The organism is Roseateles sp. GW821-FHT02E12, assembly GCF_059421665.1.
In genome coordinates, this window is record NZ_JBWKVK010000002.1 from 1,177,491 (window position 1) to 1,192,442 (window position 14,952).

A 14,952-nucleotide genomic window follows, 5' to 3' on the forward strand; every position below is an offset into this window, starting at 1 on the left:
AGAATCGTTTGCATCAGACTGAAGGAGTCGCGATGGCGAACGAAAAGGCCCTGGCCACCACCGGGGCGGTATACGAAGACGGACCGGTACGCGCCTTCGCGCTGGCCGCCGTGCTGTGGGGCGTGGTGGGCATGCTGGTGGGCGTCATCATTGCCGCCCAGCTCGCGTGGCCCGATCTCAACCTCGGCATTCCCTGGCTGAGCTACGGTCGCCTGCGGCCTCTGCACACCAACGCCGTCATCTTCGCCTTCGGCGGCTGCACGCTGTTCGCCACGAGCTACCACGTGGTGCAGCGCACCGGCCAGAGCGCGCTCTTCCTGCCCAAGCTGGCCTGGTTCACCTTCTGGGGCTGGCAACTGGTCATCCTGCTCGCGGCCATCTCGCTGCCCATGGGCTACACGACCGGCAAGGAATACGCCGAGCTCGAGTGGCCCATCGACATCCTGATCGCCGTGGTGTGGGTGGCGTACGCGGTGGTGTTCTTCGGCACGATCGGCACCCGCAAGATCCGCCACATCTACGTGGCGAACTGGTTCTTCGGTGCCTTCATCCTCGCCGTGGCGCTGCTGCACATCGTCAACAGCGCGGAGATCCCGGTCAGCCTCACCAAGAGCTACTCGGCCTATGCCGGCGTGCAGGACGCCATGGTGCAGTGGTGGTACGGCCATAACGCGGTGGGCTTCTTCCTGACCGCGGGCTTCCTGGGGATGATGTATTACTACATCCCCAAGCAGGCCGAGCGCCCTGTCTACAGCTACCGCCTGTCCATCGTCCACTTCTGGGCGCTGATCTTCACCTACATGTGGGCGGGCCCCCACCACCTGCACTACACGGCGCTGCCGGACTGGGCGCAGAGCGTCGGCATGATCTTCAGCCTGGTGCTGCTGGCGCCGAGCTGGGGCGGCATGATCAACGGCGTCATGACGCTGTCGGGCGCCTGGCACAAGCTGCGTGACGACCCGATCCTGAAGTTCCTCATCGTGGCGTTGTCGTTCTACGGCATGTCGACCTTCGAGGGGCCGATGATGTCGATCAAGACCGTCAACGCGCTGTCGCACTACACCGACTGGACGGTGGGCCACGTGCACAGCGGCGCGCTGGGCTGGGTGGGCCTGATCTCGATGGGATCGCTCTACCACCTGATCCCGCGCATGTTCGGCCGCACGGAGATGTACTCCAAGCGCGCCATCGAGCTGCACTTCTGGATCGCCACGCTGGGCATCGTGCTCTACATCGCCGCGATGTGGATTGCCGGCGTCATGCAGGGCCTGATGTGGCGTGCGGTCAACCCCGACGGCACGCTGGTCTACACCTTCGTCGAGAGCGTGAAGGCGACCTGGCCGTTCTACGTGATCCGCCTGGGCGGCGGCCTGCTCTACCTCGGCGGCATGCTCGTCATGAGCTGGAACGTCATCAAGACCGTGCAGGTCGGCCGTGCGCAGTCGGTGCGCATCCCCGCCCCGGCGCTGGCCTACGCCTGAAGGAACACCATGAGCAACCATTCCCAAGCCGTCTCCGGCCATCAGCGCATCGAGACCAGCAACCTGCTGATGATCGTGCTGGTGCTGCTGACCGTGCTGGTCGGCGGCGTCGTCGAGATCGTGCCGCTGTTCTTCCAGCGCTCCACCACGCAGGCGGCTCCCGGCCTCAAGCCCTACACGGCGCTGCAGCTGGCCGGGCGCGACATCTATCTGCGCGAGGGTTGCTACAACTGCCATTCGCAGATGATCCGGCCGCTCGCCGCCGAGACGCTGCGTTATGGCAAGTACTCCACCGCGGGTGAGTTCGTCTACGACCACCCCTTCCAGTGGGGCAGCAAGCGCACCGGCCCCGACCTGCACCGCGTGGGCGCCAAGTACAGCGACGACTGGCATCGCATCCACCTGAACAACCCGCGCGACCTGGTGCCCGAGTCCAACATGCCCGCCTACCCCTGGCTGGTGAGCGCGCCCGTGGACGCGGCCGGCATGCCGGCGCGCCTGGCGGCGATGCGCCTGCTGGGCGTGCCCTACACCGAGGCCGAGGTGAAGGCCTCCGCCGAGGACGTGAAGGGCAAGACCGAGCTCGATGCGCTGGTGGCCTATCTGCAGGTGCTTGGCACCGCGAACAAGTAAGGAGCCCGCAACATGGGCATCAACGAACTCCGTGTGGCCGTGACGCTGGTGTCGCTGGCCGTCTTCCTCGGCATCGTCGTCTGGGCCTGGCGAGGCCGCTTCGACGACGCCGCTCGTCTGCCCTTCGAGGGAGATGAGCAATGAGTGACTTCTTCAGCAACGGCTGGTCCGTCTTCATTGCCGCAGCCACCATCGGTGGCCTGGTCCTGTGCGGCATCCTGCTCATCATCGCGAGCCGCCGCCAGGTCATGGCCTCCGACAACACGACGGGCCACGTCTGGGACGAGGATCTGCGCGAACTGAACAACCCGCTGCCGGCCTGGTGGATGGGCCTGTTCGTGCTGACCATCGTCTTCTCCGGCATCTACCTGGCGCTCTACCCGGGGCTGGGCAACCAGGCCGGCACTCTGGGCTGGACGAGCCTGGGCGAGCATGCCAACGACGTGGCGCAGGCGCGCGCCACCATGGCGCCCGTCTACGCCGCCTTCGCCAGCCAGACGCCGGAGCAACTCGCCAGGGACCCGAAGGCCCACGCCATCGGCGAGCGCCTGTTCGCCAACAACTGCTCGCAGTGCCACGGCGCCGATGCCAAGGGCTCCAAGGGCTTCCCCAACCTGACGGACAGCGACTGGCTGTGGGGCGGCAGCTTCGACACCATCGTCGAGACCATCACCAAGGGCCGCGAGGGCAACATGCCCGTCATGGCGCCGGCCGTGGGGTCGGGCGATGACGTGCGCAACGTCGCGCACTACGTGCTGTCGCTGTCGGGCAGCCCGCACAACTCGCTGTATGCCCAGCTCGGCAAGCCCAAGTTCGTGGCCTGCGCAGCCTGCCACGGCCCCGGCGGCCAGGGCAACCCGGCCCTGGGCGCGCCCAACCTCCGCGACAGGATCTGGCTGCATGGCTGGGGTGAGGAAGCCGTCATGGCGATGGTGAACAACGGCAAGCACAACGTGATGCCGGCCCATGGCGAGCGCCTGACGCCCGAGCAGATCCGCGTGCTGGCGTCCTACGTCTGGGGGCTGTCGCAGTCGCAGAGCGTTGCCGCCGCCCCCTGAGCCCATGCCTGCTCCTTCCGCGCCCGGCTCGGGTGATGCCACCCAGGTCGTCCGGCTTTACCGCTCGGAAGACAAGATCCATCCACGCGCGGTGGACGGCTTCTACGCACGCTGGCGCTGGGCCATCGTCGCGCTGACCCAACTCGTGTACTACGGCCTGCCTTGGCTCAACTGGGGCGAACGGCAGGCCGTGCTGTTCGACCTGGACGCGCGGCGCTTCTACGTCTTCGGCCTCGTGCTGTACCCGCAGGACTTCGTGTACCTCACGGCCCTGCTGATGATCTCGGCCTTCGGTCTCTTCCTGTTCACCGCGGTGGCCGGGCGGCTGTGGTGCGGCTATGCCTGCCCGCAGACCGTCTACACCGAGCTGTTCATGCTCATCGAGCGCTGGTTCGAGGGCGACCGGAACGCGCGGCTGCGGCAGCAAAAGGCGCCCTGGTCGCTGGACAAGCTCTGGCGCAAGGCGGGCAAGCAGGCGGCGTGGATCGCGCTGGGCCTGTGGACGGGCTTCACCTTCGTCGGCTACTTCACCCCCATCCAGACGCTGGCCGCCGAGGTGGCCACATGGGGTCTCGGGCCGTGGGAAACCTTCTGGGTGCTGTTCTACGGTTTTGCCACCTACGGCAACGCCGGCTACATGCGCGAGCAGGTCTGCAAGTACATGTGCCCCTACGCGCGCTTCCAGAGCGCGATGTTCGACCGCGACACGCTGATCGTCAGCTACGACCCGGGCCGCGGCGAGCCGCGCGGCAAGAACGCGCTGCGCGGCAAGAAGGGCGAGGCCAGCAGCCACGCGCTGGGCGACTGCATCGACTGCAACCTGTGCGTGCAGGTCTGCCCCACCGGCATCGACATCCGCGACGGCCTGCAGTACGAATGCATCGGCTGCGCCGCGTGCATCGACGTCTGCAACGGCGTGATGGACAAGATGGGAACGGCCCAGGGCCTCATCCGCTACGACACCGAGAACGGCCTGGAGCAGGGCCTCACCCGCGCCCAGCGCTGGCAGCGCGTGCTGCGGCCACGCGTGCTGATCTACAGCGTCGTGCTGCTGGTGGTCAGCGCGGCCGTGCTGTGGAGCCTGGCCTCGCGGCACAGCTTCCGCGTCGACATCGTGCGCGACCGGGCCTCGCTGGCCCGCCTCGTGGACGATGGCTGGATCGAGAACGTCTACCGGCTGCAGGTCATGAACGCGACCGAGTCACCGCAGCGTTATCGCATCGAAGCCGACGGCCTGCCCGGCTTGGTGCTCACCCGGGCCACCACCGTGAACCTGGGGCCGGCCGAGGCGCGCTGGGTGGCAGTGGCGCTGCGCGTGCCGCCCGAGGCGGCGCAGCAGCTCAAGCCTGGCGCCCACCCGATGCACTGGCGCATCAGCCGCATCAGCCGCGCCGACGACGGCATCGACGGAGCGGCCAGTGAGAGCGTCGTCGAAAAATCCACCTTCGTGCTGCCGCGCTGACGGCGAGGAGAACCCCATGTCTGCAGTGAATTCCAACGCCGCCTGGCGGGAACCGATGGTGTGGCTGGTGGCGGGCGGGCCCGCCATCGTCGTCGTCGCGAGCTTCGTCACGCTGGGCCTGGCGATCAAGCACCCCGACCCGCCGCTCGACCTGCGCGCCAAGGCCCAGCAGTCGGCCGATGAGGTGGAGCCGGCCGACGTGCACGCCCGGTCTGGCGACGTGCCCGCGCTGATCGCCCGCAATCACGCCGCCACCGGCACGCCGGAGGTCAAGCGGTGAACGGACAGGCCGGCCCTTCGCGCATCGCACGCTTCGCGATGGCGGTGGCCTGGTCGTCCTTCCTCTCGGCCGGCGTGCTGGAGCTGCTGGTGTTCGCCGTCGTCGACCCGGGCGAGCTGCGCTGGTTCGGCGCAGCACCCATCGAGCTGTCGGCCCAGGCCGTCTACACGCTCGGCTTCCTGATCTTCTGGGGCGTCATCGCGCTGGGCGCCAGCCTGGCGCTGCTGCTCGTCAACCTGCCGGCCGACGAGGTCAAGCCTGCGCGTCGCGCGCCGGGATGGCCTCGGTAACCACGCGGGCGTGCCTGTCGTGCGTCCAGTAGGCCCAGGCCCAGTCCATCAGCACGACGAAGCGGTTGCGAAAGCCGATCAGGAAGTACACGTGGGCGAACAGCCAGAACAGCCAGGCCGCGTAGCCCGAGAAGCGCAGCGGCCCGGCCGGCGTGCCCAGGTCCACGACGGCGCTGTGGCGGCCGATGGTGGCGAGGTTGCCGTAGTCGCTGTAGCGGAAGGGCGTTGTCGCCTCACCGCGCAGGCGGCGCAGGATGTTGGCGGCGGCCTGCCGCCCCATCTGCTTGGCACCGGGCGAGACGCCGGGCACCGGCCGGGGTTCCTGGCCCGGCACATGGCTCTGCGCGGCGGCCAGGTCGCCGATGACCTGGATGTTCGCAAAGCCCTTCAGGCTCAAGTCGGGTTCGACGACGACGCGGCCGGCGCGGTCCAGCGTGCAGCCGGTGGCGTCCGCCAGCGCGCGGCCCAGCGGCGACGCGGCCACGCCTGCGGCCCAGACGACGCAGCGGCTGTGCAGGCGCTCCGGGCCAGCGGCGGTCGTGATGTCCAACCCCTCGGCGTCGATGCCGGTGACGCGGGCGTTCAGCTTCACCTCCACGCCCAGCGCCGTCAGCTGTTCGCGGGCGCGCTCGCTCAAGGCCTCGGGCATGGACTGCAGCACCCGCGGCCCGCCTTCCACGAGCAGCACGCGGGCCTGGCGCGGGTCGATGCGGCGGAACTCACCGGGCAACGTGTGGCGCGCGATCTCGGCAAAAGTGCCGGCCAGCTCCACGCCGGTGGGCCCGCCGCCCACGACGACGAACTGCAGCAGCGCCGCGCGCCGGGTTGGGTCGTCCTCGAGCTCGGCGGCTTCGAAGGCCAGCAGCACGCGGCGGCGGATCTCGAAGGCGTCCTGCAGCGTCTTCAACCCGGGCGCGTGCGCGGCCCAGTCGTCGCGGCCGAAATAGCTGTGCGTGGCGCCGGCGGCGACGATGAGGTGGCTCCAGCGCAGCGTGGCGCCGTCCTTCAGCGTGGCCGTCTGCGCCTGGGCGTCCAGGGCGACGACTTCGCCGAGCAGCGTCGTCACATTGGGCTGGCGCCGGAACAGATGCCGGATAGGCGCCGCGATGGACGGCGCGGAGAGCCCCGCCGTGGCCACCTGGTAGAGCAGGGGCTGGAAGAGGTGGTGGTTGGTCTTGTCGACGACGGTGATGTCGACATCGGCGGTACGCAGGGCGCGGGCAGCTTCCAGGCCGCCGAACCCGCAGCCGATGATGAGGACTTGGGGACGCATGGCGCCATGCTACGCCTCATTTGCTGCGCTGCAGCAAAGATGCTGGAGCCGCGCGGGCGGCGCTTCAGCAGGCGGCGTTTGAGATCAGGCGCTGCAGGGCCTGCGGGTCGAGCACGGTGATCTGGCGCTGCTTGACGTCCAGCACGCCGTCTTCCTGGAACTTGGAGAAGGTGCGGCTGACGGTTTCGAGCTTGAGGCCGAGGTAGCTGCCGATCTCCTCGCGCGTCATGCGCAGCACCAGGCTGCTGGACGAGAAGCCGCGCGCCTGCAGGCGCTGCGTGAGGTTCAGCAGGAAGGCCGCGAGTCGCTCCTCGGCGCGCATGTTGCCCAGCAGCAGCATCACGCCGTGGTCGCGCACGATCTCGCGGCTCATGATCTTGTGGAACTGGTGCTGCAGCATCGTGAACTCCCGCGACAGTTCCTCCAGGTGGCTGTACTGGATCACGCAGACGGAGGAGTCCTCCAGCGCGACGGCGTCGCAGTGATGGTGGTCGCTGCTGATGCCGTCCAGCCCCAGCAGTTCGCCGGCCATCTGGAAGCCGGTGACCTGGTCGCGGCCGTCCTCGCTGCTCACGCAGGTCTTGAAGAAGCCGGTGCGCACGGCGTACAGCGCATCGAAGCGGTCGCCGTTGCGGAACAGGTGGTCGCCGCGCTGCACGCTGCGGCGCTTTTCCACCAGCCCGTCCAGGCGCTGCAGGTCGCTCGGGCTCAGCCCCACGGGCAGGCACAGCTCGCGCAGATTGCAGCTGGCGCAGGCGACCTTGAGCGGCTCGAGCGCCGCGGCAGCGGGCTGCGCGGGCATGTCGGGAGTGATCGGCACGCTCATGGGGCGAGGCAGGGTGGTCAGCATGAAATGCATTGTTCTCGGCGGCACCCGCTGCGGCCTTGACCTGGATCAACGCCGGGGCCTGTTTCGGCCGGCACAGTGACGCCATGTCTGCTGTCACCGACCGCCCCATCGATGCCGATCTGCTGCGCCGCCACGACGTCGCCGGGCCGCGCTACACGTCCTATCCCACGGCCGATCGCCTGGTGGAGGCCTACCAGGGCCCTCAGCATCTGCAGGCGCTGCGCCAGCGCGGCACGGTGCAGCCGCTGTCGGTCTACGTGCACATCCCCTTCTGCGAGCAGCTCTGCTACTACTGCGCCTGCAACAAGATCATCACCAAGCACCATGAGCGCGCCGCGCCCTACCTGGCCACGCTGGAGGTCGAGATGGACCTCGTGGCCGAGGCCATGGGCGGCACGGCGCCGGTGTCGCAGCTGCACCTGGGCGGCGGCTCGCCGACCTTCCTGTCCGATGCCGAGCTGACCTCGCTGATGGACGCGCTGCGCCAGCGCTTCAAGCTGCTGCCGGGCGCCGAGCTGTCCATCGAGGTGGACCCGCGCACGGTGGATGCCGGCCGGCTGGCGCACTTGCGCGCGCTGGGTTTCAACCGCCTGTCCTTCGGCGTGCAGGACTTCGACGCCGCCGTGCAGAAGGCCGTGCACCGCGTGCAGCCGCTGGAGCAGGTGGCTGCGCTGATGGCCACTGCGCGCGAGCTGGGTTTTGCGTCCACCAATGTCGACCTGATCTACGGCCTGCCGCTGCAGACGCCCGCGAGCTTCGCCCGCACCATCGCGCAGGTGGCCGAACTGCGCCCGGACCGCATCGCGATGTATGCCTACGCCCACCTGCCGCAGCGCTTCAAGCCGCAGCGCCGCATCGTGGCCGAGCTGCTGCCACCGGCCGGCGACAAGCTGGCCATGCTGTCCGGCGCCATCAGCGCGCTGCTGAGCGAGGGCTACACCTATATCGGCATGGATCATTTCGCGCTGCCGGACGACCCGCTGGCCGTGGCCAAGCGCCAGGGCCTGCTGCACCGCGGCTTCCAGGGCTATTCCACGCAGCCTGACTGCGACCTCGTCGGCCTGGGCGTGTCGTCCATCAGCCGCGTGGGCGCCACCTACGCCCAGAACGCCAAGACCATGGCCGAGTACGAGGACGCACTGCGCCAGCGCCAGCTCCCCGTGCAGCGCGGCCTGGCGTTGACGCGCGACGACCTGCTGCGCCGCGCCGTCATCATGGCGCTGATGTGCCAGGGGCGCGTGGAGTTCGAGTCCATCGCCGCGTCGTACCTGGTCGATGTGCCGACCTATTTCGCGCCCGAGTTCGACCGCCTGCGCCAGCTCGCGGACCAAGGGCTGATCACGATGGAGCCCGGTGCCATCCAGGTCACGCCACTGGGCTGGTACTTCGTGCGCGCCGTCGCCCTGGTCTTCGACCGCTATCTGCAGGCCGACGCCAGCCGCGAGCGCTTCTCGAAAATCATCTGATGTCGCTCGACGCGGCCTTGATCGCGTCGGCCACGCTGATGGGCCTGGCCGGCACGCCTCATTGCGCGGCGATGTGCAGCGCGCCGTGTGCGCTGGCCGGCGGCAATCGCCCGATGAAGCTGCTGGCCGGGCGGCTGCTCGGCTACACGGCCGGTGGCGCGGTTGCGGCGGCGTCGGCCGAGGCGCTTGCGCGCGTATCCCAGAGCGCGGCCCTGCTGCAGCCGGCCTGGGCACTGCTGCAGGCGGCGCTGCTGCTGCTGGGTGTGACGCTGCTGGTGCGTGGCCGCATGCCTGTCTGGCTGGGCGCGATGGACTGGCGCCCCAAGCCCCGCCATGCCTTCGCAACCGGCATGGCCTGGGTTGCCATGCCCTGTGGGCTGCTGCATGCGGCGCTGCTGCTGGCCGGCCTGTCCGGCTCGGTGCCCAGCGGCGCGGCGGCCATGGCGGGTTTTGCGCTGGCCAGCACGCCGGGCCTCGTCGTGGCGCCGCTGTGGCGGGCGCGGCTGCTCAAGCGCGGCGCGGGCGGCGAGATGCTGGCGCTGCGCCTGGCCGGCCTCGCGCTGGTGCTGGGCGCGGCCTGGGCGCTGGGGCACGGGGTTTGGCAGCGGGTCATGCTGGCCTGCTGACGCGGCCATAAACTCGCCGCGTCTCGTTTCTCTCGCCTCATTGCGAAAGCCCCACCTGCCATGTACCAACACATTCAAGTGCCCGAAGGCGGCCAGAAGATCACGGTCAATGCCGACTTCTCGCTGAACGTGCCCGATCAGCCCATCATTCCCTACATCGAAGGCGACGGCACCGGGCTGGACATCACACCCGTCATGCTCAAGGTGGTCGACGCAGCCGTGGCCAAGGCCTACGGCGGCACCCGCAAGATCCACTGGATGGAGATCTACGCCGGCGAGAAGAGCACCCGCGTCTACGGCCCCGACGTGTGGCTGCCCGAAGAGACGCTGCAGGTCGTGAAGGAGTACGTCGTCTCCATCAAGGGCCCGCTGACCACGCCCGTTGGCGGCGGCATCCGCTCGCTGAATGTTGCGCTGCGTCAGGAGCTGGACCTCTACGTCTGCCTGCGCCCCGTGCAGTATTTCGACGGCGTGCCCAGCCCCGTGAAGGAGCCGCACAAGGTCGACATGGTCATCTTCCGCGAGAACTCGGAGGACATCTACGCCGGCATCGAGTACGAGGCCGAGAGCGACAAGGCCAAGAAGCTCATCAAGTTCCTGCAGGAGGAGCTGGGCGTCAAGAAGATCCGCTTCCCGAACACCTCGGGCATCGGCGTCAAGCCGGTCAGCCGGGAAGGCACCGAGCGCCTCGTGCGCAAGGCCATCCAGTACGCCATCGACAACAACAAGCCCAGCGTGACCATCGTGCACAAGGGCAACATCATGAAGTTCACCGAAGGTGGCTTCCGTGACTGGGCCTACGCGCTGGCGCAGAAGGAATTCGGCGCCCAGCCCATTGACGGCGGCCCGTGGTGCAAGCTCAAGAACCCGAAGACGGGCAAGGACATCACCATCAAGGATGTCATCGCCGACGCCTTCCTGCAGCAGATCATCCTGCGCCCCGCCGAGTACAGCGTCATCGCGACGCTGAACCTGAACGGCGACTACATCTCCGACGCGCTGGCCGCGCAAGTGGGCGGCATCGGCATCGCCCCGGGCGCCAACATGAGCGACTCCATCGCGATGTTCGAAGCCACGCATGGCACGGCGCCCAAGTACGCCGGCAAGGACTACGTGAACCCCGGCTCCGAGATCCTGTCCGCCGAGATGATGCTGCGGCACATGGGTTGGAAGGAAGCGGCCGACCTCATCATCAGTTCGATGGAAAAGTCCGTGTTGAGCAAGAAGGTCACCTACGACTTTGCCCGCCTGATGGACGGCGCCACGCAGGTGTCGTGCTCCGGGTTTGGGCAGGTGATGATCGACAACATGGAGTGACGAACTCGGGCACCGCCCGGCGTTGACCTTGAAGCCCCTCGCCCCCGCGGAGAGGGGCTTCTTGCTTTCTGAACCCGTGTCCGCGCCTCGTCGCTATGCTGCGCTGCAGCACCGAAGGAGCCACCATGGATCTCGACCCTCAAGGCCTTGCCACCCGTCGTGCCGTACTGGGCGACGCCTACGTCGACAGCGCGCTGGCCAAGGTCACGCCGTTTACCGAACCGCTGCAGGAACTGGTCACCCGCCATGCCTGGGGCAACACTTGGCAGCGCGCGGGCCTGGACCTGCGCACGCGCAGCATCGTCACGGTGTCCATGCTGGTGGCCCTGGGCCGCACGCACGAGTTGAAGACGCACGTGCGTGGCGCGCTGAACAATGGCGTGACGACGGCGGAGCTGCAGGAGATCTTCCTGCATGCCAGCGTCTACTGCGGATTCCCGGCGGCGGTGGATGCCTTCCGCGCGGCTGCCGAAGTCGTCGACGGCACCTGAGGAACTGCGTCACCCGTCAGAAGCACTCGTCCAGGCACAGGTGGAAGGTCAGCTTGCGGTCGTCGGGCTGCACGATGCCGTAGGCCGTGAACAGCGTGCTTTGCGCTTCAGAGCCAAACTCGGCCAGGCAGTTCCACAGGATCGCCAGATCCTGGTAGCGGTCGGCCACGCCGACACGGCCCAGGTCGATGACGCCCGTGACGCGGCCTTCGGCATCCAGCAGGATGTTGTCGAGCGAGTAGTCGCCGTGGGTCACCACCGGGTCCGGCGCCAGCGGCAGCAGACGTTGCATCTCCTGCCAGACGTCCTCCGGCGTCCAGCCCTCGCGGGCGTCGTCGAAATCCTCGGCATCGACCTGGCCCGCGTCGATCCGCTGCCTTGCCTGCGCCAACCGCAGCAGATGGCTGGCGTTGAATGGGCAGTGCTGCGCCGGCAGCGCATGCAGGCGAGCCAGGCACTGCGCCAAGGCGGTCACGATCTGGGGAGCGCGCTCGGGCGACTGCAGCAGCCATTCGTAGGCGGTGCGGCCCGGGATCGCCTGGGTCAGCAGCCAGGCCTCGTCGCCGGTGGACTCGAAATGCTCCAGCGGCGCAACGGGCATGCGGCCGGCGAGCCAGCGCAGGCGCGCCATTTCATCAACCAGGGCCTGCGCCGCTTCGCCGCGGCCGTGCTTCAGGTACAGATCCGGCGCGCCTTCACGGTGCAGCCGGTACACCGCGGCGCCGGCCTCGCCCACGAGATTGCGACGCCAGCCGTAGTCGGCGAGCCTTGCCGCCAGGCTGGCCGGCAGAGCCGGCGGCCGCGCGGCCTTCTCGCGCTTCTGGGGCGCAGGGGAGGGGGAGGCTTGCAGAGTCATCGGAGGTGATCGCCGTGGCGGAACGGCCCCAGTTGAGGGTGGACCCGCCAAGAAAAAGGGGCGCCGCAGCGCCCCGTGTTCCCAGTTGGCTGTGGATCAGCCAGCCAGCGATGCGAGCGCCGCGTTGAACGTCGCGCTCGGACGCATCACCTTGTCCAGCTTGGCCACGTCGGGCAGGAAGTAGCCGCCGATGTCGGTCGGTTGGCCTTGCACTTCCTTCAGCTCGGCGGCGATCTTGGCCTCGTTGGCCGTCAGCGTCTCGGCCACGGCCTTGAAGCGGGCGGCCAGTTCGGCGTCGTCGGTCTGAGCGGCCAGTTCCTGTGCCCAGTACAGGGTCAGGTAGAAGTGGCTGCCGCGGTTGTCGAGTTCACCGGTCTTGGGGCTGGGGCCCTTGCCGTTGTCCAGCAGCTTGCCGGTGGCGGCGTCCAGCGTCTTGGCCAGCACCTTGGCCTTGGCGTTCTTGTTCTTGAGCCCCAGGTCTTCCAGGCTCACGGCCAGGGCCAGGAATTCACCCAGCGAGTCCCAGCGCAGGTGGTTCTCTTCCACCAGCTGCTGCACGTGCTTCGGAGCCGAGCCGCCAGCACCGGTCTCGTACATGCCGCCGCCGGCCATCAACGGCACGATGGACAGCATCTTGGCCGAGGTGCCCAGCTCCATGATGGGGAAGAGGTCGGTCAGGTAGTCACGCAGGATGTTGCCGGTGGCGCTGATGGTGTCCAGGCCGCGGATGACGCGCTCCAGCGTGTAACGCATCGCACGCACCTGGCTCATGATCTGGATGTCCAGGCCCGAGGTGTTGTGCTCGTGCAGGTACATCTTGACCTTGGTGATGAGCTGCGCCTCGTGCGGGCGGTACTGGTCCAGCCAGAACACCACGGGCATGCCGGAATTGCGGGCGCGGTTGACGGCGAGCTTCACCCAGTCGCGGATGGCGGCGTCCTTGCACTGGCACATACGCCAGATGTCGCCCTGCTCGACGTCCTGGCTCATCAGCACTTCGCCGGTAGCGAGGTCGGTGATGTTGGCCACACCGTCTTCCGGGATTTCGAAGGTCTTGTCGTGCGAGCCGTATTCCTCGGCCTGCTGCGCCATCAGGCCGACGTTGGGCACGGTGCCCATGGTCTTCGGGTCGAACGCGCCGTGCCATTTGCAGAAGTTGATGATCTCCTGATAGATGCGGGCGAAGGTCGACTCCGGCATCACGGCCTTCACGTCCTTCAGGCGGCCGTCGGCACCGTACATCTTGCCGCCGCTGCGGATCATGGCGGGCATGGAGGCGTCCACGATGATGTCGTTGGGCGAGTGGAAGTTGGTGATGCCCTTGGCGGAATCCACCATCGCCAGCTCGGGGCGGTGCTCGTGGCAGGCGTGCAGGTCGCGTTTGATCTCGTCCTGCTTGCTTTGCGGCAGGCTGGCGATCTTGCTGTACAGGTCCACCATGCCGTTGTTGACGTTGATGCCCAGCTCTTCGAACAGCTTGCCGTGCTTCTCGAAAGCCTCACGGTAGAAGATGCGCACGCAGTGGCCGAAGACGATGGGGTGGGACACCTTCATCATGGTGGCCTTCACGTGCAGCGAGAACATCACGCCGGTCTTGCGCGCGTCCTCGATCTCCTTTTCATAGAAGGCCAGCAGGGCCTTCTTGCTCATGAACATGGAGTCCACCACCTCACGGTCCAGCAGCGAGACCTTGGCCTTCAGGACGATGGCCTTGCCACTCTTGGTGATGAGCTCCATCTTCACGTCGCGGGCGCGGTCGAGCGTGATGGACTTTTCACCGTGATAGAAGTCGCCGTCATGCATGTGCGAGACGTGGGAGCGCGAGGCCTGGCTCCAGTCATCCATGCGGTGCGGGTTCTTGCGGGCGTATTCCTTCACGGCCTTGGGCGCGCGGCGGTCGGAGTTGCCTTCGCGCAGCACCGGGTTCACCGCGCTGCCGATGCACTTGTTGTAGCGGGCGCGGATGTCCTTTTCCTCGTCCGTCTTCGGCGCCTCGGGGTAGCTCGGGATCGCGTAGCCCTTGTCCTGCAGTTCCTTGATGGCGGCCTTCAACTGCGACACCGACGCGCTGATGTTGGGCAGCTTGATGATGTTGGCCTCGGGCTTGACCGTGAGCTTGCCGAGCGCCGCTAGGTTGTCGGTCACGCGCTGCTCTTCGGTCAGCAGTTCCGGGAACTGGCCCAGGATGCGGGCTGCCACCGAGATGTCACTCGTGACGACATCGATGCCAGCCGATGCCGCGAAGGCCTTGACGACCGGCAGCAGCGAGGCCGTTGCCAAACGGGGCGCTTCATCGGTCAGGGTGTAAACAATCTGGGTCTTTTCGGCTGTCATGAGCGTGTTCCGGTAAGTGTGCAATCCGAGCGGCGCGAAGCAGCGGGCGGCTGCGCGCAACACGTAACTCTAGCAAGCCCCGGGTCGGGCGTTTGCTGTTTGGCGGGGCCCGGCTGAGGCGATTCCGTGGCCGCCAATGCAAAAGCCCCGTGGCGTCAGGCCACGGGGCTGATGATTTGCAGGCTCAGTTCAGGACGCCAGCGGCTGCTGCTGCTCGGCGGCGCGCGCAGCGGCTTCCATTGGCGTGATGTTCTGCGCAAGCTGACCCTTGGGGCCTTCAACCAGGTCGAACTGCACCTGGCTGCCCTGCTTCAGGGTCCGGAAGCCTTCCATCTGTATCGCCGAAAAATGGGCGAACACGTCATCGCCGCCAGCTTCCGGCTCGATGAAACCAAAGCCCTTGGCGTCGTTGAACCACTTGACCTTGCCCAGCGCCATCATGTTGTCTCCATTCTTGTGCTACCTCCCGTAGAGGCGGACGCAGATTCTGGTAGCGCGACAACGGGCGTCAATTCGGGACCTTCCCGGCCGGGTT

Annotated in this window: 16 protein-coding genes; 11 read left to right on the plus strand and 5 right to left on the minus strand. The window is 67.6% G+C overall.

Features of this window, described 5'->3' with window-relative positions; genetic code table 11:
* Window positions 1–32 precede the first annotated feature (32 nt).
* Genes ccoN through AC07V5_RS16180 form a run of 7 tightly spaced genes read left to right on the plus strand, consistent with a single transcriptional unit; the run spans window position 33 to window position 5,204 of the window.
* On the plus strand, window positions 33–1,481 hold the full coding sequence (gene ccoN / locus AC07V5_RS16150) for a cytochrome-c oxidase, cbb3-type subunit I (RefSeq protein ID WP_495116692.1): 1,449 nt from the start codon (window positions 33–35) through the stop codon (window positions 1,479–1,481).
* Window positions 1,482–1,490: 9 nt separating this feature from the next.
* Window positions 1,491–2,114, plus strand: a complete 624-nt coding sequence (gene ccoO, locus AC07V5_RS16155) for a cytochrome-c oxidase, cbb3-type subunit II (RefSeq protein ID WP_495116693.1) — start codon at window positions 1,491–1,493, stop codon at window positions 2,112–2,114.
* Window positions 2,115–2,126: 12 nt separating this feature from the next.
* Window positions 2,127–2,258, plus strand: a complete 132-nt coding sequence (locus AC07V5_RS16160; RefSeq protein ID WP_495116694.1) for a cbb3-type cytochrome oxidase subunit 3 — start codon at window positions 2,127–2,129, stop codon at window positions 2,256–2,258.
* A complete protein-coding gene (gene ccoP, locus AC07V5_RS16165) occupies window positions 2,255–3,172 on the plus strand; it encodes a cytochrome-c oxidase, cbb3-type subunit III (protein WP_495116695.1) in 918 nt (305 codons plus the stop codon). Before AC07V5_RS16160 ends, ccoP begins: the two co-directional genes overlap by 4 nt.
* Before the next feature lie 4 nt (window positions 3,173–3,176).
* On the plus strand, window positions 3,177–4,634 hold the full coding sequence (gene ccoG / locus AC07V5_RS16170) for a cytochrome c oxidase accessory protein CcoG (RefSeq protein ID WP_495116696.1): 1,458 nt from the start codon (window positions 3,177–3,179) through the stop codon (window positions 4,632–4,634).
* A gap of 16 nt (window positions 4,635–4,650) precedes the next feature.
* Complete coding sequence (locus tag AC07V5_RS16175; protein WP_495116697.1) at window positions 4,651–4,914, plus strand: hypothetical protein; 264 nt, start codon at window positions 4,651–4,653, stop codon at window positions 4,912–4,914.
* Window positions 4,911–5,204, plus strand: coding sequence for a hypothetical protein (locus tag AC07V5_RS16180; protein ID WP_495116698.1), 294 nt, complete (start codon window positions 4,911–4,913; stop codon window positions 5,202–5,204). The genes AC07V5_RS16175 and AC07V5_RS16180 overlap by 4 nt, the downstream gene beginning before the upstream one ends.
* On the opposite strand, the gene AC07V5_RS16185 is transcribed toward AC07V5_RS16180, so the two are convergent.
* Together AC07V5_RS16185 and fnr are read right to left on the minus strand one after the other, a co-directional pair.
* Complete coding sequence (locus AC07V5_RS16185; RefSeq protein ID WP_495116699.1) at window positions 5,167–6,477, minus strand: NAD(P)/FAD-dependent oxidoreductase; 1,311 nt, start codon at window positions 6,475–6,477, stop codon at window positions 5,167–5,169. The two genes, AC07V5_RS16180 and AC07V5_RS16185, sit on opposite strands and share 38 nt — an antisense overlap.
* A 64-nt stretch (window positions 6,478–6,541) precedes the next feature.
* Entirely contained in the window at window positions 6,542–7,279 is a 738-nt protein-coding gene (gene fnr / locus AC07V5_RS16190) for a fumarate/nitrate reduction transcriptional regulator Fnr (RefSeq protein WP_495117077.1), read from the minus strand.
* 131 nt (window positions 7,280–7,410) lie between these two features.
* On the opposite strand from fnr, the gene hemN reads away from it, so the two are divergent.
* The 4 genes from hemN to AC07V5_RS16210 all read left to right on the plus strand — a co-directional run bounded on the left by hemN (window position 7,411) and on the right by AC07V5_RS16210 (window position 11,227).
* A complete protein-coding gene (gene hemN / locus AC07V5_RS16195; RefSeq protein WP_495116700.1) occupies window positions 7,411–8,793 on the plus strand; it encodes an oxygen-independent coproporphyrinogen III oxidase in 1,383 nt (460 codons plus the stop codon).
* Window positions 8,793–9,419 (plus strand): urease accessory protein UreH domain-containing protein, encoded by a 627-nt coding sequence (locus AC07V5_RS16200; protein ID WP_495116701.1) that lies wholly within the window; start codon window positions 8,793–8,795, stop codon window positions 9,417–9,419. Before hemN ends, AC07V5_RS16200 begins: the two co-directional genes overlap by 1 nt.
* Before the next feature lie 60 nt (window positions 9,420–9,479).
* On the plus strand, window positions 9,480–10,736 hold the full coding sequence (gene icd / locus AC07V5_RS16205) for an NADP-dependent isocitrate dehydrogenase (RefSeq protein WP_495116702.1): 1,257 nt from the start codon (window positions 9,480–9,482) through the stop codon (window positions 10,734–10,736).
* Window positions 10,737–10,861: 125 nt separating this feature from the next.
* Complete coding sequence (locus tag AC07V5_RS16210; protein WP_495116703.1) at window positions 10,862–11,227, plus strand: carboxymuconolactone decarboxylase family protein; 366 nt, start codon at window positions 10,862–10,864, stop codon at window positions 11,225–11,227.
* 16 nt (window positions 11,228–11,243) lie between these two features.
* On the opposite strand, the gene AC07V5_RS16215 is transcribed toward AC07V5_RS16210, so the two are convergent.
* From AC07V5_RS16215 to AC07V5_RS16225, 3 genes are all read right to left on the minus strand, one after another.
* Complete coding sequence (locus AC07V5_RS16215) at window positions 11,244–12,083, minus strand: APH(3') family aminoglycoside O-phosphotransferase (RefSeq protein WP_495116704.1); 840 nt, start codon at window positions 12,081–12,083, stop codon at window positions 11,244–11,246.
* A 96-nt stretch (window positions 12,084–12,179) separates the two neighbouring features.
* Complete coding sequence (locus AC07V5_RS16220) at window positions 12,180–14,417, minus strand: NADP-dependent isocitrate dehydrogenase (protein ID WP_495116705.1); 2,238 nt, start codon at window positions 14,415–14,417, stop codon at window positions 12,180–12,182.
* 189 nt (window positions 14,418–14,606) lie between these two features.
* Entirely contained in the window at window positions 14,607–14,855 is a 249-nt protein-coding gene (locus AC07V5_RS16225; RefSeq protein WP_495117078.1) for a cold shock domain-containing protein, read from the minus strand.
* Between the last annotated feature and the right edge of the window lie 97 nt (window positions 14,856–14,952).

Bases quoted from the DNA above. Each gene is read 5' to 3' on its own strand.
- AC07V5_RS16185 (WP_495116699.1), bottom strand. From the start codon at position 6,477: ATGCGTCCCCAAGTCCTCATCATCGGCTGCGGGTTCGGCGGCCTGGAA.
- ccoO (WP_495116693.1), top strand. From the start codon at position 1,491: ATGAGCAACCATTCCCAAGCCGTCTCCGGCCATCAGCGCATCGAGACC.
- AC07V5_RS16215 (WP_495116704.1), bottom strand. From the start codon at position 12,083: ATGACTCTGCAAGCCTCCCCCTCCCCTGCGCCCCAGAAGCGCGAGAAG.
- AC07V5_RS16160 (WP_495116694.1), top strand. From the start codon at position 2,127: ATGGGCATCAACGAACTCCGTGTGGCCGTGACGCTGGTGTCGCTGGCC.
- AC07V5_RS16200 (WP_495116701.1), top strand. From the start codon at position 8,793: ATGTCGCTCGACGCGGCCTTGATCGCGTCGGCCACGCTGATGGGCCTG.
- icd (WP_495116702.1), top strand. From the start codon at position 9,480: ATGTACCAACACATTCAAGTGCCCGAAGGCGGCCAGAAGATCACGGTC.
- fnr (WP_495117077.1), bottom strand. From the start codon at position 7,279: ATGCCCGCGCAGCCCGCTGCCGCGGCGCTCGAGCCGCTCAAGGTCGCC.
- ccoP (WP_495116695.1), top strand. From the start codon at position 2,255: ATGAGTGACTTCTTCAGCAACGGCTGGTCCGTCTTCATTGCCGCAGCC.
- hemN (WP_495116700.1), top strand. From the start codon at position 7,411: ATGTCTGCTGTCACCGACCGCCCCATCGATGCCGATCTGCTGCGCCGC.
- AC07V5_RS16210 (WP_495116703.1), top strand. From the start codon at position 10,862: ATGGATCTCGACCCTCAAGGCCTTGCCACCCGTCGTGCCGTACTGGGC.
- ccoN (WP_495116692.1), top strand. From the start codon at position 33: ATGGCGAACGAAAAGGCCCTGGCCACCACCGGGGCGGTATACGAAGAC.
- AC07V5_RS16175 (WP_495116697.1), top strand. From the start codon at position 4,651: ATGTCTGCAGTGAATTCCAACGCCGCCTGGCGGGAACCGATGGTGTGG.
- ccoG (WP_495116696.1), top strand. From the start codon at position 3,177: ATGCCTGCTCCTTCCGCGCCCGGCTCGGGTGATGCCACCCAGGTCGTC.
- AC07V5_RS16225 (WP_495117078.1), bottom strand. From the start codon at position 14,855: ATGGCGCTGGGCAAGGTCAAGTGGTTCAACGACGCCAAGGGCTTTGGT.
- AC07V5_RS16220 (WP_495116705.1), bottom strand. From the start codon at position 14,417: ATGACAGCCGAAAAGACCCAGATTGTTTACACCCTGACCGATGAAGCG.